The sequence below is a fragment of the Hoeflea sp. 108 genome, from assembly GCF_000372965.1.
Taxonomy (GTDB): domain Bacteria; phylum Pseudomonadota; class Alphaproteobacteria; order Rhizobiales; family Rhizobiaceae; genus Aminobacter.
Genome location: NZ_KB890025.1, coordinates 63,803 through 87,111 on the forward strand (window position 1 = coordinate 63,803; position 23,309 = coordinate 87,111).

A 23,309-nucleotide genomic window follows, 5' to 3' on the forward strand; every position below is an offset into this window, starting at 1 on the left:
CGCGAGCCGCGCTCCGATCCCTGGAGAGCCGGATGAACGGCGGCGTTTGTCGAACGCTGGCCGCCTGTCGTCACCTATCTTGCCACCACTTTTATCTGGACGCGATCGTCGGTTGAAATCGCTCGCGACTTGCTATATCCAAGATGATGATTTGATCAAATGAGCGTTTGCCAAGAGGCTTTAGGTGACGAGAAAAGCTATCTATTCCGGCTCTCCCTTTGAGGAACTGGCCGGTTATTCCCGGGCGCTGGTGGACGGCAACTGGGTTTTCGTTTCCGGTACCGCCGGACATGATCCGGCGATTGGCGGGTTCGCGCCCGAGGCAGAAGCGCAGGCGCGACGCTCGCTCGCCATCATCGCCGGGGCCCTGGCTGAGGCGGATGCGCACATTTCGGATATCGTGTCGGTGCGCGTGTATCTCGCCAGCCGCGACGACGTGATGGCTGTTTCCAGGGTGCTCGGCGAGACCTTCGCCGATCCTCGGCCAACCAACACGACCATCATCTGCGGCTTCCCCGTCGAAGAGATCAAGGTCGAGATCGAAGTGATCGCGCGCCGCAAGGCCGGCGCTGCGGAAAATGACAGTCAGGTGATTTGATGAAGCGGGTAGCCAGGCGTATCTCGGAGACGCCGCAAAAGTCGTTCGGCATGTATCAGAAGGCTGCGGCCCTTGCCGGCAGCGGGCGCGATCTCATTCATCTGGAGCTGGGGCGCCCTTCTGCCGATACGCCGGATCACATCAAGCAGGCAACGATCGCGGCGTTGCTGGCTGGCGACGTCCACTACAGCGACCTCAAGGGGACTGCCAGCTTCCGCGAGGCGCTCGCCGAAAAGCTGCGCCGGCAGAATGGCATGGATGTCACCGCCGCCGATGTCCTTGTCACCAACGGCCTCACTCATGCGTCCTTCGCTGCTTTCCTCGCGCTGCTTGATCCGGGTGACGAGGCGATCCTGCTCGATCCGTTCTATCCGCAGCATGTCGGCAAGATCGAGCTCGCCGGTGCAAAGCCGGTATTCGTCCAGCTCGATGCCGGCAACGACTTCACCATCGACATCGATCTGATCGAAGCCAAGATCACGCCGCGCACCCGGATGATCGTGCTGGTCAATCCGGTCAATCCGACCGGCCGCGTCTACTCCCGCGCCGAACTGCAGGGCCTGGCCGATCTGGCGATCGCGCGTGACCTGCTCGTGCTTTCCGACGAGGTCTATGAAGACATGGTCTATGACGGCCATGCCCATACCAGCATTGCAGCGCTTCCCGGCATGGCCGAGCGCACCATCACAGCCTTTGCATTCACCAAATCCTTTGCCATGGATGGGTGGCGTCTAGGCTATCTGACAGCGCCGGCGTGGGCCATGCCGGGTCTGCTCAAGATCACCGCCAACGACGCCACCCACGTCAATACATTTATCCAGGCCGGTGGTCGCGCTGCGATCACCGGCCCTTCTGAAGTGCTTGCCGACCTGGTTGACGACGACCGGCAGAAGCGCGACCTGGTCGTGCGCCGGCTGAACCAGATGCCTGGGGTGAAATGTCCTTCGCCCCAGGGCGCCATCTACGCCTTCCCTGACATCTCCGCGTTCGGTATTCCCTCGCAGACGCTCGCGGAAAAGATCCTCAACGAGGCGGATGTGGTGGTCGAGGCGGGCAGTTTCTACGGTCAATCGGGCGAGGGCCACTTGCGCGTCTGTTTCGGTTCCGAAAGCCTGGAGCGTCTGGACGAAGGCATGGATCGCTTGTCGCGCTTCTTCAACAATCTGTGGGACGGGCGGGACGGCGCGGCAAGCCAGGCGGTCGAAGCCAAGCGAGGCAGTGCATGATCCGGACGGGAGAAGTCATCCTCGAGACCCGCGGACTGTCGCGCAGCTTCGGTGCCCTCAAGGCGGTCGACGGCGTCAACATCTCGGTGAAGGCGGGGCAGATCACCGGCCTGATCGGGCCCAACGGTGCCGGCAAGAGCACGCTGTTCGGTCTCATTGCCGGTGAAGTCCAGCCAAGTGCAGGCGAGGTGATCTTCGCCGGGCAGGGCATTTCAGGTCTTCGGCCCGACCGGATCTTTCGTGCCGGCCTGGCACGCACCTTCCAGATACCTCGCCCTTTCCCGCAGATGTCGGTGCTGGAAAATGTCATGCTCTCGGCGACGGGCCAGTCGGGCGAAAAATTCTGGAACAACTGGTTTCGCAGTGGGCTGGTCGGCGCTGAAGAGCGCCGCGCGCGCGAAAGGGCGATGGACGTGCTTGCCTTCACCGGCCTGGCCGACAAGGCACGCGACCTCGCCGGCGTGCTCTCGGGCGGACAGCAGAAGCTTCTCGAGCTTGCCCGCGTGATGATGGTCGATCCGCCGCTGATCCTGCTCGACGAGCCGACGGCAGGTGTCAATCCGACCCTCATTGAAACGCTGATCGACAAGATCGTGGCGCTCAACCAGCGCGGTGTGGCCTTCCTTATCGTCGAGCACAACATGGACATGGTCATGCGCATCTGCCGCCACATCGTGGTGATGGCGCAGGGCAAGGTGATCTTCGATGGCGAGCCTGCAGGCGTCATGAAGGATCAGCGCATCGTCGATGCCTATCTTGGCGATGTGACAGTGGGAGAACTCGCATGAGCGTGCCCGTCTGCGAGGCGCGCAACGTGCGCGCCAGCTACATTCCCGGCATGCCGATCGTGTTCGACATCTCGGTCGCCATCGATGCCGGCGAGCTTGTCACCCTGATCGGCCCCAACGGCGCCGGAAAGTCGACCTTTCTCAAGGCGTTGGCCGGGCTTGTGCTGGTCGAGGGCGGCGAGGTCAGGCTTGGTGGCGAGCGCATCTCCGGCCTGCCGACGCATGAGATCATCGCTGCCGGTGTCGGTTTCGTGCCTCAGACCAGCAATGTCTTTTCGTCCCTGTCGATCGAGGACAACCTCATCAGCGGCGGCCATACGCTGTCGCGGCCGCTGATGCGCGAGCGCGTCCAGCGCGCTTTCGAACACTTCCCCGCCTTGGCCGAGCGCCGCCGCGCTCCGGCCAACGTGCTTTCGGGCGGCCAGCGCCAGATGCTGGCCGTGGCGCGCGCGCTGATGACCGATCCGCGTGTCATCATGCTCGATGAACCGACCGCCGGTCTCGCGCCGAAAATCGTTCACGAGGTCCTCGATGACCTGCGCCGTCTCGCTCAAAGCGGCGTCGCGGTCCTGATGGTCGAGCAGAACGCCAAGGCAGCGCTTCGCGTCTCCGACCGTGCCTATGTGCTGGTCGAGGGCCGAAACCATATGACGGGGACGGCATCCGACCTGCTCGACAACGACGCCATTGCCGAAGCGTTCCTGGGCTTCCGGAGGAAATCATGATCGGACAAGCAATTGCCGACGGTCTACTGACCGGCGGCATCCTCGCGCTCGGGGCAATCGGCTATTCGCTTTGCTCCCACATGCTCAAATTCGCCAACTTCGCGCATGCCGAGATGCTGACCTGGGGTGCCTATCTGGCGTTTGCGGTCGTGACGCTGCTGCCGGCAGCACCTGCGATCGGTCCTTTTTCCTTCGGTTGGACGCTGCTTGTCGCCATCGTGGTTTCATGCATCGGCACCGGATTGATCGCCATCGCTGCCGACAGCCTGGTGTTTTCCAGACTCAGGAAGCGGCGGGCCGGCAGCCTGACCCTGGTTTTTGCCAGCTTCGGCATAGCGCTCATCCTGCGCAATCTGGTGCTGTTCATCTGGGGTGCTGATGCGCACTACTACAGCGAGGAACTGCAGATATCGCTGGAAGTCCTGCCCAATGTCCGGCTGATGCCCGATCAGGTCCTGGTCCTGGTGCTGACGGTGGCGCTGGTGGTGGGGTTGCACCTGTTCCTGAAATACAGCCGCATCGGCATCGCCATGCGTTCGATGGCCGAGAACCCCGCACTTTCGCAGGTCTGCGGCATCGACATCGCCAAGGTGGTGCGTTGGACGTGGATGCTGAGCGGCGCGCTTGCCGCGATCGCCGGCGTTTTCGCGGGTCTTACCGTGCAGATTCGCCCGGAGATGGGCTTCAGCATGCTGCTTGCCCTGTTTACGGCGGCGATCCTCGGCGGTACCGGCAGCCTGTTTGGAGCGGTTGCCGGCGGTCTCATCGTCGGCCTCACCGAAAGCCTTTCGACGCTGATCATCCCGACCGGCTACAAGGCGGCGGTGCCATTCGGCCTCCTGCTTATCATTCTCTTCCTCCGGCCGCAGGGCCTGTTTTCCAGATCGGCTCGTGCGTGAGGTTCAGATGATCGGGTTTGCTTCCTACATCGTATTTTTCCTGACCGTTGCCCTGATCCTGGGGATTGCAACCCTCGGCCTTAACCTTCAGTGGGGTGGCACCGGGCTGTTCAACGCCGGTATCGTCGGCTTCTATGCGATCGGCGCCTACACCTTTGCCATTCTTACCGCGCCGGCTCGTCCGGAACTGCTCGGCAACTTCGAACTGCCCTGGATCGTCGGCATCCTGGGCGCAATGGCGGCGGCGGCACTTGCCGCCCTGATCACCGGGCTCGCGACGGTTCGGCTCAGGGGCGACTATCTCGCGGTCGCCACTTTCGGCATCGCCGTCACCATTCAGCTGGTTGCCACCAACTTCGAAGCGCTGACTGGCGGCACTCTGGGTATCGCCTCGATCCCCAATCCGTTCCGCGGCGTGTTTGAAACGCCGCTCGCCAACAATCTGGGCTATCTCGCCGTCGTCATCGCCATCCTGGCTGTCGCCTACATTGCCCTCGAACGTATCGCGCGTTCGCCCTGGGGACGCGTGCTCAAGGCGATCCGCGAGGACGAGGTGGCTGCCGAGACCCTGGGCAAGGACACCCGTGCCTTCCGCCTGCAGGCCTTCATCATCGGATCGACGTTGATGGGGCTCGCCGGCGCTCTCTATGCCAGCTTCATCGGCTTCGTCAGCCCGTTCGATTTCCTGCCCATCATCACCTTCCAGATCTGGACGATGCTGATCATCGGCGGCAGCGGCAACAACCGCGGCGCGATCCTCGGGGCGATCGTGGTCTGGGGTATCTGGAGTGCCATCGGCGCGGCATCTTCCAAAATGGTGCCCGAGCAATACCAGATTTACGGCGGTGCGGCACAGGCGATGGTCATCGGCCTGGCGCTTGTTCTGGTCCTGCTTCTGCGGCCGCGCGGCCTGATCGGCGAGGAGCCGGTCACCTCGAGGCACGCCGCCTGAAAGCGGCGAGCCGACATCCGGCTGTTGAAGCCGCGTTTCGTGATTCCCGAAAACCGCTTCCGGTTTTCGGGCCGATGCGCCGAAGCGGGGTCGGACGTCGAAGTCCGACCGCTCAGGCCTTGTCGACCATTTCCTTGCAGAGACGGCGCAGCAATGCCTGCGTCGTTTCGATATCGCCTTTGACGGCTTTTGCCGCGGCGCGGCCGTCTCCTGCGTCCATGGCGTCGATCAGGTCGCGATGATGCGAACTCGGCTTGTATTTGCCCGACACCAACACCGGTTCGATATGGCCCGACAGCATGCGCATGTACGGGCCGAAGCGCAGCCACAGGCTCTGGATGAACTGCGTGATGACAGGCGAGCCGCAGCATTCGTAAATGGCAAAATGCAGTTCCTGGTTTCGAGCAAGCATGTCCTCGAGATTTCTGCCGTTGGCTGCCGCCTCGTGTTCCTCCACCAGGTTGCGGAAGGTGCGCCGGTCGGCCGGCGTGGAGCGCTCGGTTGCAAGCTTGGTAGCAAGCGTCTCCAGCGCGACGCGCGTCAGGCAGAGATCGTCCAGCGCGGCCAGGCTGACCGTCGGCACCTGGGCCGAACCGGTGGTCAGAACCACAAGTGCGTTCTCGGCGATGAGGCGGCGCAGGGCTTCACGCACCGGCATGTGGCTGGTCTTGAACGTGTCGGACAGCATCGCGATCGTGAGGGTCTGGCCCGGATCGAAGTGGCCGGACATCAAGGCCTTGCGCAGCTGGCGATAGACGCCGTCCTGAATTGTCGAGCGCGACGATACCGGTTCCAGGAATTCGACGTTCATTCGTCTTCCTCTTTGATCAAACGATGAATGGTCACATAACATAGAAAAAGTGCCGTGCCGTATCAATTCGGCGGCGGCGCTTATGCATCGCTTTTCGGCGCTACCATTCGACGTGCTGGCCGATGCCGAGCGCTGTAGCGTTGTTCACGGCGCATAATGCGGCCGCGGCATCCTCCACGGCGATGCCGAGCGATTTGAACACGGTCAGGTCAGACGCCGAGGCTCGACCGGGCTGCATGCCTGCCAGCACTTCGCCGAGTTCGGCGCTGATATGATCGTCGCCGATTACGCCCCGCTCGAAAGGTTGGAGCAACTCGCCGCATTCGACTGCAGCTTGGCTGCGCGAATCCACGAAGAAGCGTGACACTGCCACGATGTCGTCGCCCAGTTCCCGCGCGCCGCGACTGCTCGATCCGACGGCGTTGATATGGCAACCGACCTTCAGCCAGCCAAGCTCGAGGATCGGCTCCTTCGAGCCGGTCAAGGTGCACACCACGTCGGCGTTGGCGACAGCCTCTCTGGCACTGTCGGCGATCTCGATGTCATTTGTGCGGGCAAGCTCGTCGGCCTTGGCGCGGGTGCGGCCCCACACAACGAAGCGTGCATCCGGCACGACCAGGCGCAGCGCGTCGATGTGGGTTTGTGCCTGCGTGCCGGTGCCGAGGATTGCGACTGTTTTGGCGTCGGCCCTTGCCAGTGCGGCTGTCGCGACCGCCGATGTGGCGGCGGTGCGTCGTGCGGTAATCTCGGTGGCGTCCAGCACGGCGCGCAATTGACCGGTTTCGCCATCGTTGAGCAGTACCGCACCCTGATGATTGTCGAGACCTCGCGCCGCATTGTCACGGGCGACGAGCACGTCCTTGAGGCACCACATCTTCTGCCCGCCAGAGTTTGCGAAGACAGGCATGAGGCCCATCAGAACCTCACCCGGGCCGGCGTTCAGCTGGTGGCGCGGGAACAGGCGATATTCGCCTTTGGCGAAGTCGCTTAGGGCTGCACGCATGGCGACGATGCAGTCTGCCATCGGCAGGGCCTCGGCCACGGCTTGCTGGTTGAGGATCAGCATGGATCTACGAACTCCCTGAGCGAGAACAGTCGGCTTGCCGCCGCGATGCGCCGATTCGAGCGCCTGGTGCGTCCGGTCGCAGGCGCGGCGTCCTAAAGTCCTTCCCGCCGGTCCTGCCACTTGGCTTGCGCAATGGCAACCGCGGGCGCTGCCGCGGCAAGGCTGCGGAATGGCAGACCGCGCGGTGAGGCTTGAGGGATGGGCAGGTCGGCAAGCCGCGTGCCCGACACGGCATCCGCCAGCACTTCGCCCAGCATTGCCGTCAAAGCGATGCCGCGGCCGTTGCAGCCGATGCCGCCGATGAAACCGGGAGCGAATTCGTAGATGTGGGGCAGGAAGTCCGTGGTCATGGCCGCTGTACCGCGCCAGATGCTGTCGACGGCAGGTACGTGCTTGAGGCCAAGCTCTGCCTGCAAGCGTTGCGCGATCATCCGGGCCATGCGTGGTGCAGCACCCATCGGCAGCATGGACATGCCGCCGCTGATCAGGCGATTGTCGCGGTCTAGCCGGAAGGTAAACAGATTGGCGCGGGTATCGGCGACAGGGTTGCGTCCGGGCGAGATGCGCCGAACCGTCACCTCATCCAGCGGTTCGGTGGCGATCTGGTAGACTTTCAGTGGCACGACGATGCGGCCGAGGCGGCGTGCGACACCCGTCTCCGCCGCATTGCTGCACAAGAGCACGGCGCGTGCACTTATCCGGTGCTCGCCGCTCGCAAGTTGCCAGCCATTGCCGGACCGCGTAACAGCGTCGACTTCAGCATGTTCATGCAGCACGGCACCTGCCGCGATGGCCGCGTCCGCTAGTCCATAGGCATAGTTGAGCGGGTGCACCGTGCCGCCGCTCCGGTCGATCAATGCTCCGTAGGAATGGCGCATGCCGGCGCGCCGGCGCGCTTCGGTGGCGTCGAGCATGCTTACCGGCCTGCCCAGGTCCTGCCACGCTCTGGCGCGGCGCTCGAGCATCGGCAACATCTTCTCCGAGTGCGCGACGTGCATCCAGCCGACCTGCTCGGCGTCGCAATCGATGGCGTTTTCGCGCGCCGTGGCAAAGACGCGATCTGCGCCGACGGCGATCATGTCCAGCAGTCTTGCGCCACGTTCTCTGCCGAGCTTGGCCACAACGGCAGCAGGATCGGCCTTGGCGAAATTTGGGACCACGAAGCCGGCATTGAGCCCGCTGGCCCCACTGCCGATCACATCGGCCTCAAGCACGGCGACGCGCGCGCCGCGCCTGGCCAGGTGCAGAGCAGCCGTCAGTCCGGTGAAGCCGGCGCCGATGATGGCGATGTCGGCTGTCGTCGTCGCGGTAAGAGGGCGGCCGATCGGGTTCGTATTGGCGGTCTTCCACCAGACTGTTCGTTCATGCTGGGAAGAGGCATATGCCGGTGTGGTGGACTTCATGGCTTGACGAACTCAGGCAGGCAAAATGCGGTAACGACAGGGGGGATGCCGGTGAAGGCTGTGATTTCGATCAGGCAGGTCTGTGCGCTGCAACCCTGCGACAAACCCGATGCCGGCACGTCAAGCGTCAGCACATTGGGGTTGCCGTGCTTGTCGAGCCCGGTTTTTGGATCGGGATCGAACCACGCGCCGGTGTTGAGCCGTGCAACGCCGGGCATGATGTCGTCGCTGATCGCCACTGCCGCCAGGCAACGGCCGCGGTCGTTGAACAGTTCGACGACCTGGTTTTCGTTCAGGCCCCGCCGTGCCGCATCGGAGGCGTTCATATAGACGCGTTCGCGGCCGTCCGATTTGCCGCCCTGGCTGTAGGGGCTGGCGTCGAGCTGGCTGTGCAGCCGGCGTGCCGGCTGATCCGTCAGAAGATGCAATGGAAATGTGCCGGCAAGGTCGGCACCGAGCCATTCCTGCGGCTCGAGCCAGACGGCATGGCCCGGACAGTCGTCGAGGCCGAAGCTGGCAATGCGTTCTGAAAAGATCTCGATCTTGCCGGACGGGGTACCGAGCGGCTTTTTTTCGGGATCGGCGACGAAGTCGCCCAGCATGTTGACGGGTTTGTCCAGCGGCGTCAGGTCGATAAGCCCGTCTTGCCAGAATGTATCGAAGTCAGGCAGGTCGAGACCGCGCTGGCGGTTGATGTCCCGACATTCCTCGTAGAGACGCGGCAGCCAGCCATCCGCGTCCAGGCCTTCGCTGAAGATGTAGCCGCAACCCAGCCGCTCGGCGAGTTCGGCAAAGATCGCATAATCGTCGCGTGCCTCGCCTGCAGGCGGGACGGCCTGTTTCATGGCAACGAAGTATGCCTCCAGTGTCGATGAGCCGATGTCGTTGCGCTCGAGCGAGATCGTTGCAGGCAGCACGATGTCGGCGCGCTTGGCCGTCGGCGTCCAATATTGTTCATTGACGATGACGGTGGCCGGCTTCTGCCAGGCTGTCAGGAAGCGATTAAGGTCCTGATGGTGATGGAACGGATTGCCGCCGGCCCAATAGATGAGCCGGATGTCGGGATAGTTCCGGGTCTTGCCATTGTAGGTAAACGGAGCGCCGGGGTTGAGCAGCATGTCGGAGATGCGGGCGACCGGAATGAAGTCCGGCACGCCTGGCTTGAGCTGCGAGAAGGTCGGGCCCTTGACCTTGGCATGCGCAGATCCGACCAGATTGGCTGCACCGTAACCCACGCCGAAACCACCGCCGGGCGTGCCTATCTGGCCAAGCATCGCCGCCAGTGTCACCACCATCCAGAATGGCTGTTCGCCATGGCTGGCGCGTTGCATCGACCATGACACGTTGAGCATGGTGCGCGATGACGCCATGCTGCGTGCAAGGTCGACGATCGTCGTGGCGGGCACGCCGCTGATCGCTTCCGCCCAGCGGGGCGTCTTGGCGATGCCGTCGGCCTCGCCGGTGAGATAGGGCGCAAACTTGTCGAAGCCGGTGCAGCAGCGCTCGAGGAAGGCCTGGTCGTGCATGCCTTCTGTGTAGACAACCCAGGCGAGCGCAAGCATCACCGCCGTGTCGGTGTTGGGCCGGCAGGGTATCCAGCTGGTGACGTCGGCATTGGCGCCGATGTTGTCACGCACAGGGCCGATATTGACGAAGCGGACGCCCGCCTTGCGCATGGCCGCCAGGCCGGAAGGCACGCCATGCAGGTTCACTCCGCCGGCGTTGATCTGTGAATTCTTGACCGGCACGCCGCCAAAGGTGACGAACAGTTCGCAATGCTCGGCCAGCAAATCCCATGACGAGTGACTCGCCATCAGCTCATCCATGCTGGCGACGATGTGCGGCAGAATGACGTTGGCCGCACCCAGGCTGTAGGAGTCGACATGCCGGACATAGCCGCCGGCGGCATTGAGGAAGCGATGGACCTGGCTCTGGGCATGGTGGAAGCGGCCGGCGCTCGACCAGCCATAGGAGCCGCCGAAGATCGCCGAATTGCCGAAGGTGGTACGCACCCGGTCGATCTCGGCTGCGACCAGCTCAAGGGCCAGTTCCCAGTCGACCTCGACGAATGGATCGAGCCCGCGACGCTGCGGTGCAGAGCCCGGGCCGTTGTCGAGCCAGCTTTTGCGGATCGAAGGACGCCGGACCCGAAGCCTGTTGAGCTCCGGGGCCAGCTGGTAGAGGCCAATCGGGCTGGGATCCCGATCGCGCCCGAACGCCTTGAGGGAGGGCATTTCGTTTCCTCGGGGTTCGACCTCATAGGTGCCCCAGTGGGAAAGCGTGTAGTTGGTCATGCCCTGTGGTCCGTTGCCCGCCCGAGGTCTTAGCTCTCGATTTCGGCGAAGAGCTTCTTCATATCCTCGTTCGAGTAGGTCTTGTCGATGATCAGTTCCTCGCCCTGGATGTGCCAGGACAGGGCTGGGCCGCTGATGTCGCCATAGGCATCGAACTCGATCGTGCCGAGCGAGCCGACGAACTTGATCGGCTTGCCTGCCTTGATCAACTCCAGCGCTTTCTTGAACTCGGCCGGACCCGTGCCGATCACTTCGCCATCCGCGGCCTGCGTTTTGCGGACCGCATCGCGGATAGACGAACCGGACAGGTCCGGTGCGATGTTCATGGCAAGGCCGAGGATCATGACGGCGTCGTATTCGCTATAAATGCCGGGGCCGTCGGAGCTGATCCCGTATGCGGCGTTGAACGCCTGCTTGAAGGCCTCGATCTCGGGGCCGGCCACTGATGCATTGTCGGTGCCGAAGGCCTTGGTCAGATATTTGGCGCCAACCGCCTTCACGAAGTCGGGGCTGCGCAGCGCGTTGTTGAGAATCAGGTCCTGGGTGCCGCCAAGCGAGATCCATTCGCGGGCGATCGTGGCGCCGTCCTGCGGGAAGGCGACGAGGAACATCGCATCCGGCTTTTCGGCGAGAGCTGCCGAAACCTCGGCGCGATAGGAAGCCTGGTTCTCGTTGAAGGCGACCGCCTTCACCACTTCGCCCCCGAGTTTTTCTGTCGCCTTGGAGAAATCCTTCACCAGGCTCGCGCCGTAGTCGTTGTTGACGTAGATGACCGCGATGCGCTTGAAGCCGCGCTCGGCGGCGATCTTGGCCGGCGGATAAGCAAGGTTCTTGACCGTCGGCTGGGTGCGGAAGAAGAACCCGCCGGTCTTGCCTTCCTGGGCGAGCGTGGTCAGCGTCGGCGCCGAAGCGCAGCAGGCGATCTGGGGGATTTGCGAAGGAGCTGCAACCGAAGTCAGGATCGGGATGGTGACGCCGCTGCCGATGCTGGCGGTCAAGGCCTTGACGCCCTCGACATCAACCAGAAACTTGGCCGCGTCGACGCCGACATTGGGCTGGCCCTGGTCGTCGCGCAGCACGAACTCTACCTGGCAACCCTTGATGCCGCCGCCCTCGTTGATGTTGGCGATGGCGAGCTGCGCGCTTTTGGCGATGTTCTTGCCCACCGCGCCCATCGAGCCGGTCAGCGACAGCACGCCGCCGATCTTGACCGGGCAGGCTGCATCTTCGGCCTTGGCCGAGGTGGAGAATGCGGTTGCCGCGAGCAGGCTGGCCAGCAGGAGGCCCTTTGTCTTGTTCATCTCGAGTCTTCCCCTTGTTTGCATGATGGCATCCGCGTGCTTCGTCTCGGGCCTTTGTTGCCCGTTGGTCAAGCCGCCGCGGAGCGTTCCTCTTTCTCCATCATTTGATCATAAGCGCACAAAAAACTACGCTTGTAAAGCAACCTCGGAAATGCGCTCGAAGATCCCGGCTGGAGAGGGATTTTTATGATAAAATGTAGCGATAACAACATGTTGATTGCAATGTCGCACTGCGCGATGCCATGCTTTCGACCCATCTCCGGCACTGGTTCTGGCCCGAAATTGCCATTGAACGGATCACATTTTTTGCAAGTTTCGCGCCTTAACGAGCTGTCGGACCCGCGTCCGACCGTTCGGCTCAGGATACCGACTTGCCCTCAGGCGGCCACCTGTAAGGACGGCCGGTTCGCACGGATGATCGAACCGGGATGTACGGTAGCGATGACCAATGGTGGGTTGACGATTGTTGTCACGGCTGGCAGCCGTGGGCCATTTCGATCCACGCGGATCGCCAATCGTTCGAAAGGCTCTTTCCCCTTAGAGGCCGAGGACCAGCGCTCCGCCGGTCAACCCCGCGCCGGCGGCCGCGAGCAGCAGCTTTTCGCCTGACAGGAATGGTCGGATGCAATGTGTCAATGAAAGCGACAGCGGGATCGTCGCGGCAGACGAATTGCCGTAGTCGGCGATGGTCTTGACGATCCTGTCGTCGGCGATGCCGAGCGATTTGCCGACGGCGTTGAAGATGCGCGCGTTGGCCTGGTGCGGTACGAAGCGGCTGACATCGCTGGCGGCGAGGCCTGCAGCAGCGAGCGCGTCCGCCGAGCAGCGGCCCATCATCTCCACCGCCTTGACGAAGACCTCGCGGCCGTTGGCAATGGTCATGCGCGTGTCGGCAATGTCGAGCTCGTCGGCGAAAGGCCGGCTGCTGCCGCCGGCCGGGATCTGGATCAGGCCGTAGCCGCTGCCGTCGGCGGCGACCGAGGCGCCGAGGATGCCATGCCCGGCTTCCGCAGAAGGCGCCAGGACGACAGCACCGGCGGCATCGGCGAACAGCACGGCACTTGCGCGCTCGGCCGGGTTGATGCGGCGGCTCAACATGTTGGCGGCGATGACTATGGCCGGTTTGTTGTGCAGCCGCACGAAGCCGTCGGCAAAGGTAAGTGCATAGATGAAGCCGGCGCAGGCGCCGGCGAGGTCGACGCCGCCGGCATTGGCGAGCCCGAGCCCGTGGGCTACCAGCGGGGCGCTCGGCGGCAACAGATGATCTGGCGTCGAGGTGGCAAGCAGCAGCAGGCCAATGTCGCCGCGCGCGATTCCGGTCTGTTTCAGCGCCATTTCGCCGGCCTTGGCGGCCAGTCCCGACAGCGTGTCCCCGGGTTCTGCCCAAAAGCGTGAGCGGATGCCGGTGCGGGTTTCGATCCAGCCGGCGTCGAGGCCAAGGCTCGCCTCGATCTCGGCGTTGTCGACCTTGCGGGCCGGAACGTGGTGGCCGAAGCCAGCGATGCGCGCGGTGCGGCTCATCCTGTAGCGGCCAGCTCGGCCGCCTCGTCGACTGTATCGTAGAGCCGGTCGAGTTCGGCAGAGGTCACACAATAGGGCGGCAGCACGTAGATGACGTTGCCAAGCGGCCGGACCAGAAGCCCGCGATCGAGGAAGAACGCGCGCAGCTTCGGCCCGACCTCGGCGAGGTAACCTGCCTTGCCGACATGCAGGTCGACGGCGGCGATGGTGCCGGTGCTGCGCAGGTTCTCGAAGCGCGCGTCACCGTTGAAGCGCGCGATCTTGTCCGCCTGCATCTTCGACAACGCGATGACCCGCTCGACCACCGGCTCGTCGCGCCAGATCGCAACATTGGCGAGCGCTGCGGCGCAGGCGATCGGGTTTGCGGTGTAGGAACTCGAATGGAAAAAGGTCTTGGAGCGGTCGGTGGAGAAATGCGCGCGAAAGATCGCGTCGGTGGCCAGCGTCGCCGCCAGCGGCACAGAGCCGCCCGTCAGGCCCTTCGACGTGCACAAAATGTCGGGTGAAATGCCTGATTGTTCGCAGGCGAACATGGTTCCGGTGCGGCCCCAGCCGGTCATCACCTCGTCGGCGATGAGCAACGTGCCCGACTTCTCAGCGATACGCTTGAGCTCGGTCAGCACCCGGGCTGGATACATCAGCATGCCGCCCGCTCCGAGCACCAAGGGCTCGACGATCAGTGCTGCCGCCTTGCCGTCGCGCGTCAGCGCCTCGAAACGGTCCAGCGTTTCCTGCTCATGGCCGGCGGCCGGGAAAGGAATGGTGTCGACCTCGAACAGCAGCGGGTCGTAGGCGGCGTTGAACACGCCGCGTTCGCCGACGCTCATCGTGCCGATCGTGTCGCCATGGTAGCTGTGCTCCATGACGACGATACGCGAGCGGGCGTCGCCATTGTTGCGGTGGAAGCCAAGCGCCATCTTCAGCGCCACCTCGACGCTGGTCGAGCCGCTGTCGGAGTAGAACACCCAGTCGAGCCCTGATGGAGCCATCTCGACCAGCGCGGTGGCCAGTTTTTCCGCCGGCTCGTGGGTCAGGCCGGCGAAGATGACTTGGTCGAGCGTTTCGGTGGCGTTGCGGATGGCGCTGACGATTTTTGGATGCCTGTGGCCGTGGGTGATGACCCACCAGGACGAGATCGCATCGAGGATGCGCTTGCCGTCTACAGTTTCGACATAGGCGCCCTCGGTGCGCGCAATCATGGGCGGCACAGGCTCGGTGGCATGCTGGGTGAAGGGGTGCCAGACAGCAGACCGGCTCATGGCCTGGCCTCCAGGAAATCGGCGGCGCGGAAGTTCGCCTGCATGGCCTGGGCGAGTGTCCCAGGTGTCAGCGCTTCGAGGCGCGGCAGGCGGCCAAGCACGCGCACCTTGCCCATCTCGGCGATGGTGCGCTGGGTGTCGACCATCTCGTCGCCGATGAAGGCCACGCCCAAAAGCGGGACCGCACGGCTGCGCAGCGCTTCGATCGACAGAAGCGTGTGGTTGATCGTGCCGAGCCCGGTGCGGGCACAGAGCACCACCGGTGCTGCCCAGCGCGCGAAGACGTCGATGTACAGTGTACGCCTGTTGACCGGCACCATCAGGCCGCCGGCGCCTTCGACAACCAGCGGCCGCTGAGTGACTGGCAGGGCCAGCGCGTCGGCATCGATCTCGACACCGTCCAGTTCTGCAGCGCGGTGCGGCGACAGCGGTTCTTTCAGCCGCCACGTCTCCGGCAGGACCCGCTCGCCGGGCAGGCCAGCAAGACGGGCGACGATCTCGCTGTCGGTCTCCTCCTCGATGCCCGACTGCACCGGCTTCCAATAGACGCCGTCGAGCAGGACGGTGAGGCCCGCTGCAAACACGGTCTTGCCAATGCCGGTGTCAGTCCCGGTGACGACAATTGTGTTGCTCATTGCTTCCATTCCTCGGCCAGCGCGTCGAACAGCGCCGTAACATCGTCCTCGCCGACATTGAGCGTCAGCGAAATTCGCAATCGCGCTGTGCCCTCCGGCACGGTCGGCGGGCGGATGCCACGCACATCGAAGCCTCGTGCCTGCAGCACCTCGGCCAGCGCCATGGCTCGAGCATTGTCGCCGACGATGATCGGCAGGATCTGCGATCCGCTCGGGGGGAAGCCCAGCGCTAGAGCCTTTTCGCCCGATAGCGTCACCAGCTTCGCCAGCCTCTGGCGGCGTTCGGGTTCGTCGGCAATGATGTCGAGCGCGGTAGCCGACGCCACCGCCATCAGCGGCGAGGGGGCCGTAGCGTAGATGAAGGGCCGGCAGCGGTTGACGAGATAGTCGCACAGTACTGCAGGTGCAGTGACCAGCGCGCCCGAAGCGCCCAGCGCCTTCCCGGATGTGTGCAGCGAAACCACATTGTCACGGCCTTCGAGATGGTGCGCCAGTCCACGCCCTTCGGGGCCGTAGATGCCTGTTGCGTGCGCCTCGTCGATGAACAGGAAAGCCTCGTGCCGGTCGGCGACGGCCATCAATTCGTTCAGCGGCGCGGCGTCGCCATCCATGCTGTAGAGGCTTTCGACCACGATCCAGGCCCGTCCGGTGCCGCCGCCCGTGCGCCAGACCCTTATGGCGTCTTCCACAGCATTGGCGTCGTTGTGCCTGACTTCCACCACCTCGGCTCGGCCGGCGCGCGCGCCCTCATGGGCGCTGGCATGGACCAATTCGTCGAGGACGATCAGGTCGCCCTTCTGCGGCAGGGTGGTGAGCACGGCGAAGTTGGCGACATATCCACCGCCGAAAAACAGTGCCCGTTCAGCGCCGAAGAAGCTTGCTGCCTTGGCCTCCAGCGCCTCATGCTCCGGATCGTTGCCGCGCAACAACCGTGAGCCGGTGGCGCCCACCGGCGTGCCATTGGCCAGCGCTGTCGCGACCGCATCGGCCATGCGCTTGTTGCCCGCCAGTCCGAGATAATCGTTGGAAGCAAAATCGAGCCCGGCGCGACCGTTCAATGAGCGCAGCCGGCTCTTGCGGGCCAGCCCGCGCAGGCTGGCCTCGTAGCGGTCGAGCAACGCTCGCCCGGTCACTCCGCCTCGCGCTCCATCGGCTGGATGCCGAGGCGGCGGAACAGCATGGTGTCCTTGTCCTCGCCCGGGTTCTCGGCGGTCAAAAGCGTGTCGCCGACGAAGATCGAATTGGCGCCGGCAAAAAAGCACAGCGCCTGCATCTCGTCGCTCATCGCCGTGCGGCCGGCCGACAGGCGCACATGCGACTTCGGCATCATGATGCGGGCCAGTGCGATGGTGCGCACGAATTCGATCGGCTCGATCGGTTCGGCCTCGCCGAGCGGCGTACCTTCGATCGGGATCAGCATGTTGATCGGCACCGAATCGGGATGTTCGGGCAGGTTCGCCAGCGTCACCAGCATGTCGACGCGGTCGGTCTTTTCCTCACCCATGCCGACGATGCCGCCGCAGCACACCTTGATGCCGCTGTCGCGCACATTGGCCAGCGTGTCGAGCCGGTCTGCGAAGGTGCGGGTGGAGATGACTTCGCTGTAGTAGCGTTCCGAGGTGTCGATGTTGTGGTTGTAATAGTCGAGGCCGGCCTGCTTCAGGCGCTGTGCCTGGCCGAGATCGAGCATGCCAAGGGTCATGCAGGTCTCCATGCCGAGTTCCTTGACGCCTTCGACCATGGCGACAACGGCATCCATGTCGCGCTCCTTGGGGCTGCGCCAGGCAGCCCCCATGCAATAGCGCGTGGCGCCGGCATCCTTTGCCTTTTTCGCTTCGGCCAGAACGCGCTGCACTTCCATCAGCTTGGAGGCCTTGAGCCCGGATTCATGGCGCGACGACTGGCTGCAATAGCCGCAATCCTCGGGGCAGCCGCCGGTCTTGATCGATAGCAAGCGCGACAGCTGGACCCGGTTGGGGTCGAAGTTTTGGCGATGAATCGTCTGCGCCCGGAAGATGAGATCGTTGAACGGCAGGTCGTAGATCGCCTGGGCGTCTTCGCGGCTCCACTGGGGAAGTGCCCCATTGAGCGGCTCCGCGGCTGCATTCAGGTGCAATTCGGCGTTCATACGCTCTCCACTGCCAAGATGTGTCCTTGCCATCCCTACCCGAGGCGGGACCTTTGCCTTGGTCAGGGGACCGTGTCCAGTCCAATATCGAGGATGGGGGTGCTGTGAGGCAGCCGACCGCCAGAGAGGAGGGCGATGCCGGCGCTGGAAAAACCAGTGCTGCGCCGTCGGGAGAGGTGGCGCGCACGGCCTTGTCGCAGTTGCCGGTCTCCCTGACGAAGATCTGGGCCGTCTTTATCGGTGATGCAGCAACAGCGGCGTCGGGCCTATCTTGATGACCTCCATGCGGTAGCCGAACACCTCTTCGAGGATGTCAGGCTGCAGCACTTCGCTTGGCGCGCCGTCAGCAATCACGCGCCCGCCTTTCATGGCAACGATGCGGTCGGCATGGATGGCGGCGTGATTGATGTCGTGCAGGACGACGATCACGGTGCGTCTTTCGCGGTCGGTGGCGGAACGCAGGTCGCGCATCAGCTGGCGGGCGAACTGCATGTCGAGATTGTTGAGCGGCTCGTCCAGAAGCATGTAGTCGGTGCCCTGGCAGAAGGCCATGGCGACGAGCGCGCGCTGGCGCTGGCCACCGGAGAGATGATCGAGAAAGCGGTCGGCCAGGGGCACCAGGTCGAACTGTTCCAGTGCCGCCTCGATCAGCGCGCGGTCGCGCTCGTCGGCGCGGCCGCGATTGTGCGGGAAGCGGCCGAAGCCGACCAGCTCGCGCACCTTGAGGCGGCTTGCCACCGTTGGGTCCTGGCGAAGGATGGCGAGCTTCTGCGCCATCAGCCTTCCCGGAGTGGTGTCGACGGGCAGCCCGTCGACCGAGATCGAGCCGGTCTCCAGCGGCTGCAGCCGTGCGACCAGCGACAGCAGGCTCGATTTGCCGGCGCCATTGGGGCCGACCAGTGCCGTCAGCCCGCCCTTGGGCAGCGTCAGCGAGATATCGTGCAGCACCCTTGAGGTGCCGTGGTTCAAGGAAACGTTGTTGATCTCGATCATCGCCGGCTCACTGACCAAAGCATGCACAGGAAAACGATGCCGCCGACGAACTCGATGACGACGCCGAGCGTCGAAGCACCGCCGAGCCCGTGCTGCAGGATTGTCTGGCCGCCGAGCAGCACGACAACAGAAGTCAGCGTTGCTGCTGGTAGAAGCAGGCGGTGCCTGCGGCTGCCGACGATGCGCTCGGCCAGCGCCACCACCAACAGGCCAAGGAAGGCGACGGGGCCGACAAGCGCTGTCGACACCGCGACGAGCGCTGCCACCAGAAGCAGCAGGCCGGCCAGCGTCCTCGTCCAGTCGACGCCGAGTCCGATGGCGCTGTCGGCGCCCAAGGCTACGATGTCGAGCAGGTGGCGCTTGTGCCAGACGATGGCACTTGCTGCGAGCGTCACCACCAGACCGATCAGCACGAGGTCGGTGCGTACGGTGTTGAAGTCGACATAGCTTGCGCCTTGCGCAACCGCGAAGGCGTTGGGGTCGATGACGCGTGCCAACAGGCTGGCGAGGCTGCGGAACAACACGCCCATGACGACGCCTGCCAGCAGCAGCAGTCCCATGTCGTAGCGGCGGCGTAGCATCGGTACGAAGATTGCGAGCGCCAAGGCCATCATGACAGCGGTTTCAACGGCGAATTTTAGCCGCGGTTCAAGCGCCACGAACCCGGTGACGCCGAGCGCTGCGACCATGGCGATCTGGCCGAACATGTAGAGCGCATCGAGCCCCATGATCGAGGGCGTGAGGATGCGGTTGGCGGTGACGGTTTGGAAGACGACGGTCGAAACCGCGATCGCCACGCCGACTTGCGCAAGCGCCAGTAGCCTGACGGCACGCAGTTCGAGCGCGAACCAGATGCTGCCGCGCAGGCCGACGCCCATATAGGCGCAAGCTGCCAGCAGTGCCGCGCCGGCAAGAAACCACAGCCGCCGCTCAGCCATGGTCGGTCCGCCGAAAAAGAATCCAGAGGAACAGCCCGGCCCCGACGACGCCGAGCACGGTGCCGACGGGGATTTCGTAAGGGTAGCGGATGATGCGGCCGAGGATGTCGCAGCCGAGCACCAGGGTCGAGCCGGTGGCGGCGACCCACGGCAGGGCGGCGCGCAGATTGTCGCCCATCAGCCGCGATACGAGATTGGGTACGACCAGGCCGACGAAGGGGATCATGCCGACCACGACCACGCCGAGCGCCGAGATGATGGCGATCATCACCAGTCCGAGCTGGACGATGCGCTGGTAGTTCAATCCGAGGCCGGTGCTGATGTCCCGTCCCATTGAAGCAATGGTCAGCCTGTCGGCGATCCACCAGGCGAAGACGACGGCAGCGGCGACGAGCCACAACATTTCATAGCGGCCGCGCAGCACTCCCGAAAATTCGCCTTTGGTCCACACATCGACGAATTGCAGCAGATCGAACTGCCAGGCGATGAAGGTGACGGCGGCGCCGACGACACCGCCGAAGATCAACCCGAACAGTGGGATGAGGAAGGGCTGGGTCGGCGGAAGGCGATGCGCCATGGCGAGAAAGGCCGATGTGCCGGCAAGTGCCGCGCTGGCGGCCACGACAGTCTTCGTCGCGATGGAGGCGGCCGGAAAAAGGATGGTGACGGCAAGCACGCCGAGCGCCGCGCTCTGGTCGGTTCCTGTCGTCGTCGGCTCGACGAAACGGTTGCGCACCAGGATCTGCATGACCAGTCCGGCGATGGCGAGCCCGGCGCCGACGAGGATCGCCGCGAGCGTTCGCGGCAGGCGGCTCACCAGCAACAGCTGAAGTGCTGCAGAATCGACTGCAGCGCTTCGGATCGACAGGTCGTCGACGCCGATGCCAAGACTGAGCAGGAACAGCAGGACGAGGCTGGCGCCGACCGCAACACGTGCGGCCGGCAGGGTCTTCGGCATCACCGCGCCTCGGTCACTGATCACTGGGCCTTGGCGAAGGCCTGCTCGATGACCGAGAGCACGCGCTGCGTCGAGTTCACGCCGCCGGCGGCGATGTAGAAGTCGGCGGCCGGCAGGTAGATGACCTGCCCCTTTTCCCAGGCGGCGGTGCCGGCGACCAGCTCGTTGTCCAGGGTCGCCTTGGCACCCTGGTCGCTGGAGCCGATGGCAGCAGCGCGGTCGAGAACCAGCAGCCAGTCCGGATTGGCCTTGCTGATGAACTCGAACGAGACCGCCTCGCCATGGCCGGAAGCCTCGATGTTGGCGACAGCGGGCTCAAGGTCGAGCGCCTTGTGCACCCAGCCGAAGCGCGAGCCGGCGCCATAGGCGGTGATCTTGGGGCCGTTGGTCATGATGATCAGGGCCTTGCCCTTGCCCTTCACGGCCTGGCGCGCGGCCTCGACCGCCGCGTCCAGCTTCCCGGCGGCGGCAGCCGCCTCATCGGCCTTGCCGAAGATCTCGCCATAGGCGGCGAGTCGTTCCTTGGCCTGGCCGAGCAGGTCGTCGCCATCCATGGTCATGTCGATGGTGGGCGCCACCTTGGCCGTGGCCTCAGCCTTTGCCGACGAGCGGCCGCCGACCACCACGAGGTCTGGGGCCAGTTCGTTCAGTGCCTCAAGATCAGGCTCAAACAGCGTACCGATCTTTGCGGCATCCTTGTTGGCCTCGGTCAACTCTGGAACAAACAGCTTTTCGGGAACGCCTGAAGGCTTGATGCCGATGCTGGCCAGCGTGTCGATGGCGGCCATGTCATAGACGGCAACCTTTTGCGGCACCTTGTCGATGGTTTTCGGTCCGGCGGCCGTCGATACCTCCACCGCCAGGGCGGGGGTCGCGACCATGGCCAGCGCTGCGGCCATAGTGGCCAGCTTCCGAGCGAACTTCATGACTTGGCTCCGTATCTTATCGAAGGCTGAATAAACCTTCCTGTTTATCTCCAGTTTTCGCTTATCAGGATTTTTGCGGCGGCAACAAGCCCTCATGGCACTTGTTAGAGTTTTTGTGATTGCGCCGGAAAAGACACGGCCACGCCTCGCCTCTGCTGGGTCAGGCGCTCCATTCGGTGGACTTGTCGGCTTCGCGAAAGGCAAAACGGACGAGATGGTCGTCGATCACGGATTTGGCGCGGGCCAGTTGTTCGCCGTCGGGCGCGACCAGATGGATCGTCAGGCCGCTGTCATCGGCATCCATCACCGCCTTGGCGAACGGAAACAGGCATTCGGCATGGCGCTCGGAAAAGGTGACCTCGATCTTGTGGGCAAAATGCTTGCAGAGCTGGGTCATGTACTTCTGCCCGTGCTCGCTCTCGAACCGACCGGTTGTCTTGTGCATAGAATCTTTCCTCTAAAACTCAACTTATCGCACATAGGTACTCGCCGGGGTTCATTTGGCAATGGTTCAGTGCCGTTGGCCCGTGGCAGGCGTATACGGCACTTGCCTATTGCTCAGCGATCCGCTGCAATAAATTTCACCGAATGAACGATCCGACCGCTTGTCAGTCTGAAATATATTTCATATTGTGAATTTTATTGACAGCTGGACGCAAGGCTGCAATTCTCATTTCACCGGACTTCGGGAGGAAGTTCGGGCAATCAATCCATACGGCGCAGCATCTCCGGTGCTGGCGAAGGTTATTGATCTGGCTTCGGCCAAGGGAGGGAACTTGCGTAAATTTCTGAGCACTTTCGCGGCCGCGGCTGCGGTCTCGACCATTCTCGGGATGGGCCATGCCCAGTCGGCCGAGAACCCGTTCAAATGCGCGCCCGGCGAAAAATACGTCATGAACGTCATGGTGTCGGGCGTCGAATACTGGTTCCCGGTCTACGAGATGTTCAAGCAGGCCGGACAGCAGTTTGGCTGCGAGACCGCCTACACCGGCACGCCGGAATATGACGTCAACAAGCAGATCGCGACCTTCGACCAAGCGCTGGCCCAGAAGCCGGCCGGCATCCTGGTGCATCCGATGAACTCCGATCCTTTCATCGAGCCGATCAATCGCGCCATCGAGCAGGGCACCGCAGTCGTCACCTTCGCCGCCGACTCGCCCAATTCCAAGCGCGTCTCCTACATCACCTCCGACAACGTCGCCGAAGGCACCTATGCTGCCGATGCTGTAGCCAAGTCGATGAACGGCAAGGGCGAATACGCCGTGCTTGAGAATCCCGGCCAGGACAACCATGACAAGCGCGTCAACGCCTTCGTCGCCCGCATGGAGGCCAAGTGGCCGGACATGAAGCTGGTCGGCCGCGCTGCCTCGAACCAGGATCCGACCAAGGCCTACCAGGCTGTGCTCAGCCTCGCTCAGGCCCACCCCGACCTCGGCGCCGTGTTCATGCCGGAAGCCAATTCGGCGATCGGTGCTGCTCAGGCGGCCAAGGAAGGCGGCGGCAAGATCAAGGTGATGCTGGCCGACGTCAACGCCAAGATCCTCGACATGATCAAGGCCGGCGAGATCTTCGGTTCGGTCAACCCGAACCAGGGCATGCAGGGCTACATGGGCTTCATGCTCTTGTGGATGGCCAAGCATCCTGAGCTGATCGACCCGATGAACGACGCCAAGCGCTCGGGCTTCAATCCGATGAGCGTGCCTTTCGTCGACAACGGCTTCTCGATCGTGACCGCCGACAACGCCGACGACTTCTACTGGGACAAGTACCTCAAGCGTCGCGGCACCAAGGGCATCGAGGAATAGATTTCCCCGCCCTTTCATGCCTTGCTGAAGACAGCCGGGGCGCCTGCGCCCCGGTGCTCTCAGAACCCAAACCACAGCGAAAG

At 63.6% G+C, this 23,309-nt stretch carries 22 protein-coding genes; 7 read left to right on the plus strand and 15 right to left on the minus strand.

Features of this window, described 5'->3' with window-relative positions:
* Window positions 1-184 precede the first annotated feature (184 nt).
* Genes B015_RS0126335 through B015_RS31625 form a run of 6 tightly spaced genes read left to right on the plus strand, consistent with a single transcriptional unit; the run spans window position 185 to window position 5,188 of the window.
* Window positions 185-598 (plus strand): RidA family protein, encoded by a 414-nt coding sequence (locus B015_RS0126335; protein WP_026227756.1) that lies wholly within the window; start codon window positions 185-187, stop codon window positions 596-598.
* Window positions 598-1,824, plus strand: coding sequence for a pyridoxal phosphate-dependent aminotransferase (locus tag B015_RS31620; RefSeq protein ID WP_018430755.1), 1,227 nt, complete (start codon window positions 598-600; stop codon window positions 1,822-1,824). The genes B015_RS0126335 and B015_RS31620 overlap by 1 nt, the downstream gene beginning before the upstream one ends.
* The gene (locus B015_RS0126345; protein WP_018430756.1) at window positions 1,821-2,612 is read left to right on the plus strand and encodes an ABC transporter ATP-binding protein; all 792 of its coding nucleotides are present in this window, start codon (window positions 1,821-1,823) and stop codon (window positions 2,610-2,612) included. The genes B015_RS31620 and B015_RS0126345 overlap by 4 nt, the downstream gene beginning before the upstream one ends.
* A complete protein-coding gene (locus B015_RS0126350) occupies window positions 2,609-3,337 on the plus strand; it encodes an ABC transporter ATP-binding protein (protein WP_018430757.1) in 729 nt (242 codons plus the stop codon). Before B015_RS0126345 ends, B015_RS0126350 begins: the two co-directional genes overlap by 4 nt.
* Window positions 3,334-4,236, plus strand: coding sequence for a branched-chain amino acid ABC transporter permease (locus tag B015_RS0126355; protein ID WP_018430758.1), 903 nt, complete (start codon window positions 3,334-3,336; stop codon window positions 4,234-4,236). Before B015_RS0126350 ends, B015_RS0126355 begins: the two co-directional genes overlap by 4 nt.
* Window positions 4,237-4,243: 7 nt before the next feature.
* Window positions 4,244-5,188 (plus strand): branched-chain amino acid ABC transporter permease, encoded by a 945-nt coding sequence (locus tag B015_RS31625; protein ID WP_018430759.1) that lies wholly within the window; start codon window positions 4,244-4,246, stop codon window positions 5,186-5,188.
* A gap of 112 nt (window positions 5,189-5,300) precedes the next feature.
* On the opposite strand, the gene B015_RS0126365 is transcribed toward B015_RS31625, so the two are convergent.
* The 15 genes from B015_RS0126365 to B015_RS0126440 form a co-directional block, all read right to left on the minus strand.
* Window positions 5,301-5,999, minus strand: coding sequence for a GntR family transcriptional regulator (locus tag B015_RS0126365; RefSeq protein WP_018430760.1), 699 nt, complete (start codon window positions 5,997-5,999; stop codon window positions 5,301-5,303).
* Between the two features lie 100 nt (window positions 6,000-6,099).
* Complete coding sequence (locus tag B015_RS0126370) at window positions 6,100-7,065, minus strand: ornithine cyclodeaminase family protein (RefSeq protein ID WP_018430761.1); 966 nt, start codon at window positions 7,063-7,065, stop codon at window positions 6,100-6,102.
* A gap of 92 nt (window positions 7,066-7,157) precedes the next feature.
* Entirely contained in the window at window positions 7,158-8,468 is a 1,311-nt protein-coding gene (locus tag B015_RS0126375; RefSeq protein WP_018430762.1) for an FAD-binding oxidoreductase, read from the minus strand.
* Complete coding sequence (locus B015_RS0126380; RefSeq protein WP_018430763.1) at window positions 8,465-10,762, minus strand: molybdopterin guanine dinucleotide-containing S/N-oxide reductase; 2,298 nt, start codon at window positions 10,760-10,762, stop codon at window positions 8,465-8,467. Before B015_RS0126380 ends, B015_RS0126375 begins: the two co-directional genes overlap by 4 nt.
* A gap of 29 nt (window positions 10,763-10,791) precedes the next feature.
* Complete coding sequence (locus tag B015_RS0126385) at window positions 10,792-12,063, minus strand: ABC transporter substrate-binding protein (RefSeq protein WP_018430764.1); 1,272 nt, start codon at window positions 12,061-12,063, stop codon at window positions 10,792-10,794.
* 537 nt (window positions 12,064-12,600) lie between these two features.
* Complete coding sequence (locus tag B015_RS0126395; protein ID WP_018430766.1) at window positions 12,601-13,584, minus strand: beta-ketoacyl-ACP synthase III; 984 nt, start codon at window positions 13,582-13,584, stop codon at window positions 12,601-12,603.
* Entirely contained in the window at window positions 13,581-14,843 is a 1,263-nt protein-coding gene (locus B015_RS0126400) for an adenosylmethionine--8-amino-7-oxononanoate transaminase (protein ID WP_018430767.1), read from the minus strand. Before B015_RS0126400 ends, B015_RS0126395 begins: the two co-directional genes overlap by 4 nt.
* On the minus strand, window positions 14,840-15,478 hold the full coding sequence (bioD, locus tag B015_RS0126405) for a dethiobiotin synthase (protein ID WP_018430768.1): 639 nt from the start codon (window positions 15,476-15,478) through the stop codon (window positions 14,840-14,842). The genes B015_RS0126400 and bioD overlap by 4 nt, the downstream gene beginning before the upstream one ends.
* Entirely contained in the window at window positions 15,475-16,611 is a 1,137-nt protein-coding gene (locus tag B015_RS0126410; RefSeq protein ID WP_018430769.1) for an 8-amino-7-oxononanoate synthase, read from the minus strand. Before B015_RS0126410 ends, bioD begins: the two co-directional genes overlap by 4 nt.
* Window positions 16,608-17,606: a biotin synthase BioB gene (gene bioB / locus B015_RS0126415; protein WP_018430770.1), complete on the minus strand. Its 999-nt coding sequence runs from the start codon at window positions 17,604-17,606 to the stop codon at window positions 16,608-16,610. Before bioB ends, B015_RS0126410 begins: the two co-directional genes overlap by 4 nt.
* A 234-nt stretch (window positions 17,607-17,840) precedes the next feature.
* A complete protein-coding gene (locus tag B015_RS0126420; protein ID WP_018430771.1) occupies window positions 17,841-18,599 on the minus strand; it encodes an ATP-binding cassette domain-containing protein in 759 nt (252 codons plus the stop codon).
* Window positions 18,596-19,537, minus strand: coding sequence for an iron chelate uptake ABC transporter family permease subunit (locus B015_RS0126425; RefSeq protein ID WP_018430772.1), 942 nt, complete (start codon window positions 19,535-19,537; stop codon window positions 18,596-18,598). The genes B015_RS0126420 and B015_RS0126425 overlap by 4 nt, the downstream gene beginning before the upstream one ends.
* A complete protein-coding gene (locus B015_RS0126430; RefSeq protein ID WP_051092010.1) occupies window positions 19,530-20,495 on the minus strand; it encodes an iron chelate uptake ABC transporter family permease subunit in 966 nt (321 codons plus the stop codon). The genes B015_RS0126425 and B015_RS0126430 overlap by 8 nt, the downstream gene beginning before the upstream one ends.
* Window positions 20,496-20,515: 20 nt before the next feature.
* The gene (locus B015_RS0126435) at window positions 20,516-21,421 is read right to left on the minus strand and encodes a siderophore ABC transporter substrate-binding protein (RefSeq protein ID WP_018430774.1); all 906 of its coding nucleotides are present in this window, start codon (window positions 21,419-21,421) and stop codon (window positions 20,516-20,518) included.
* Between the two features lie 160 nt (window positions 21,422-21,581).
* Entirely contained in the window at window positions 21,582-21,866 is a 285-nt protein-coding gene (locus B015_RS0126440; protein ID WP_018430775.1) for a DUF2218 domain-containing protein, read from the minus strand.
* A gap of 331 nt (window positions 21,867-22,197) precedes the next feature.
* On the opposite strand from B015_RS0126440, the gene B015_RS0126445 reads away from it, so the two are divergent.
* Complete coding sequence (locus tag B015_RS0126445; protein ID WP_026227758.1) at window positions 22,198-23,226, plus strand: substrate-binding domain-containing protein; 1,029 nt, start codon at window positions 22,198-22,200, stop codon at window positions 23,224-23,226.
* The last annotated feature ends 83 nt before the right edge of the window (window positions 23,227-23,309 follow it).

What these genes read in the sequence shown, in the direction of transcription:
- bioD (WP_018430768.1), bottom strand. Translation starts at nt 15,478, where the DNA reads ATGAGCAACACAATTGTCGTCACCGGGACTGACACCGGCATTGGCAAG.
- B015_RS31625 (WP_018430759.1), top strand. Translation starts at nt 4,244, where the DNA reads ATGATCGGGTTTGCTTCCTACATCGTATTTTTCCTGACCGTTGCCCTG.
- B015_RS0126375 (WP_018430762.1), bottom strand. Translation starts at nt 8,468, where the DNA reads ATGAAGTCCACCACACCGGCATATGCCTCTTCCCAGCATGAACGAACA.
- B015_RS0126395 (WP_018430766.1), bottom strand. Translation starts at nt 13,584, where the DNA reads ATGAGCCGCACCGCGCGCATCGCTGGCTTCGGCCACCACGTTCCGGCC.
- B015_RS0126435 (WP_018430774.1), bottom strand. Translation starts at nt 21,421, where the DNA reads ATGAAGTTCGCTCGGAAGCTGGCCACTATGGCCGCAGCGCTGGCCATG.
- B015_RS31620 (WP_018430755.1), top strand. Translation starts at nt 598, where the DNA reads ATGAAGCGGGTAGCCAGGCGTATCTCGGAGACGCCGCAAAAGTCGTTC.
- B015_RS0126420 (WP_018430771.1), bottom strand. Translation starts at nt 18,599, where the DNA reads ATGATCGAGATCAACAACGTTTCCTTGAACCACGGCACCTCAAGGGTG.
- B015_RS0126350 (WP_018430757.1), top strand. Translation starts at nt 2,609, where the DNA reads ATGAGCGTGCCCGTCTGCGAGGCGCGCAACGTGCGCGCCAGCTACATT.
- B015_RS0126400 (WP_018430767.1), bottom strand. Translation starts at nt 14,843, where the DNA reads ATGAGCCGGTCTGCTGTCTGGCACCCCTTCACCCAGCATGCCACCGAG.
- B015_RS0126425 (WP_018430772.1), bottom strand. Translation starts at nt 19,537, where the DNA reads ATGGCTGAGCGGCGGCTGTGGTTTCTTGCCGGCGCGGCACTGCTGGCA.
- B015_RS0126440 (WP_018430775.1), bottom strand. Translation starts at nt 21,866, where the DNA reads ATGCACAAGACAACCGGTCGGTTCGAGAGCGAGCACGGGCAGAAGTAC.
- B015_RS0126385 (WP_018430764.1), bottom strand. Translation starts at nt 12,063, where the DNA reads ATGAACAAGACAAAGGGCCTCCTGCTGGCCAGCCTGCTCGCGGCAACC.
- B015_RS0126430 (WP_051092010.1), bottom strand. Translation starts at nt 20,495, where the DNA reads ATGCCGAAGACCCTGCCGGCCGCACGTGTTGCGGTCGGCGCCAGCCTC.
- B015_RS0126345 (WP_018430756.1), top strand. Translation starts at nt 1,821, where the DNA reads ATGATCCGGACGGGAGAAGTCATCCTCGAGACCCGCGGACTGTCGCGC.
- B015_RS0126370 (WP_018430761.1), bottom strand. Translation starts at nt 7,065, where the DNA reads ATGCTGATCCTCAACCAGCAAGCCGTGGCCGAGGCCCTGCCGATGGCA.
- bioB (WP_018430770.1), bottom strand. Translation starts at nt 17,606, where the DNA reads ATGAACGCCGAATTGCACCTGAATGCAGCCGCGGAGCCGCTCAATGGG.
- B015_RS0126365 (WP_018430760.1), bottom strand. Translation starts at nt 5,999, where the DNA reads ATGAACGTCGAATTCCTGGAACCGGTATCGTCGCGCTCGACAATTCAG.
- B015_RS0126380 (WP_018430763.1), bottom strand. Translation starts at nt 10,762, where the DNA reads ATGACCAACTACACGCTTTCCCACTGGGGCACCTATGAGGTCGAACCC.
- B015_RS0126355 (WP_018430758.1), top strand. Translation starts at nt 3,334, where the DNA reads ATGATCGGACAAGCAATTGCCGACGGTCTACTGACCGGCGGCATCCTC.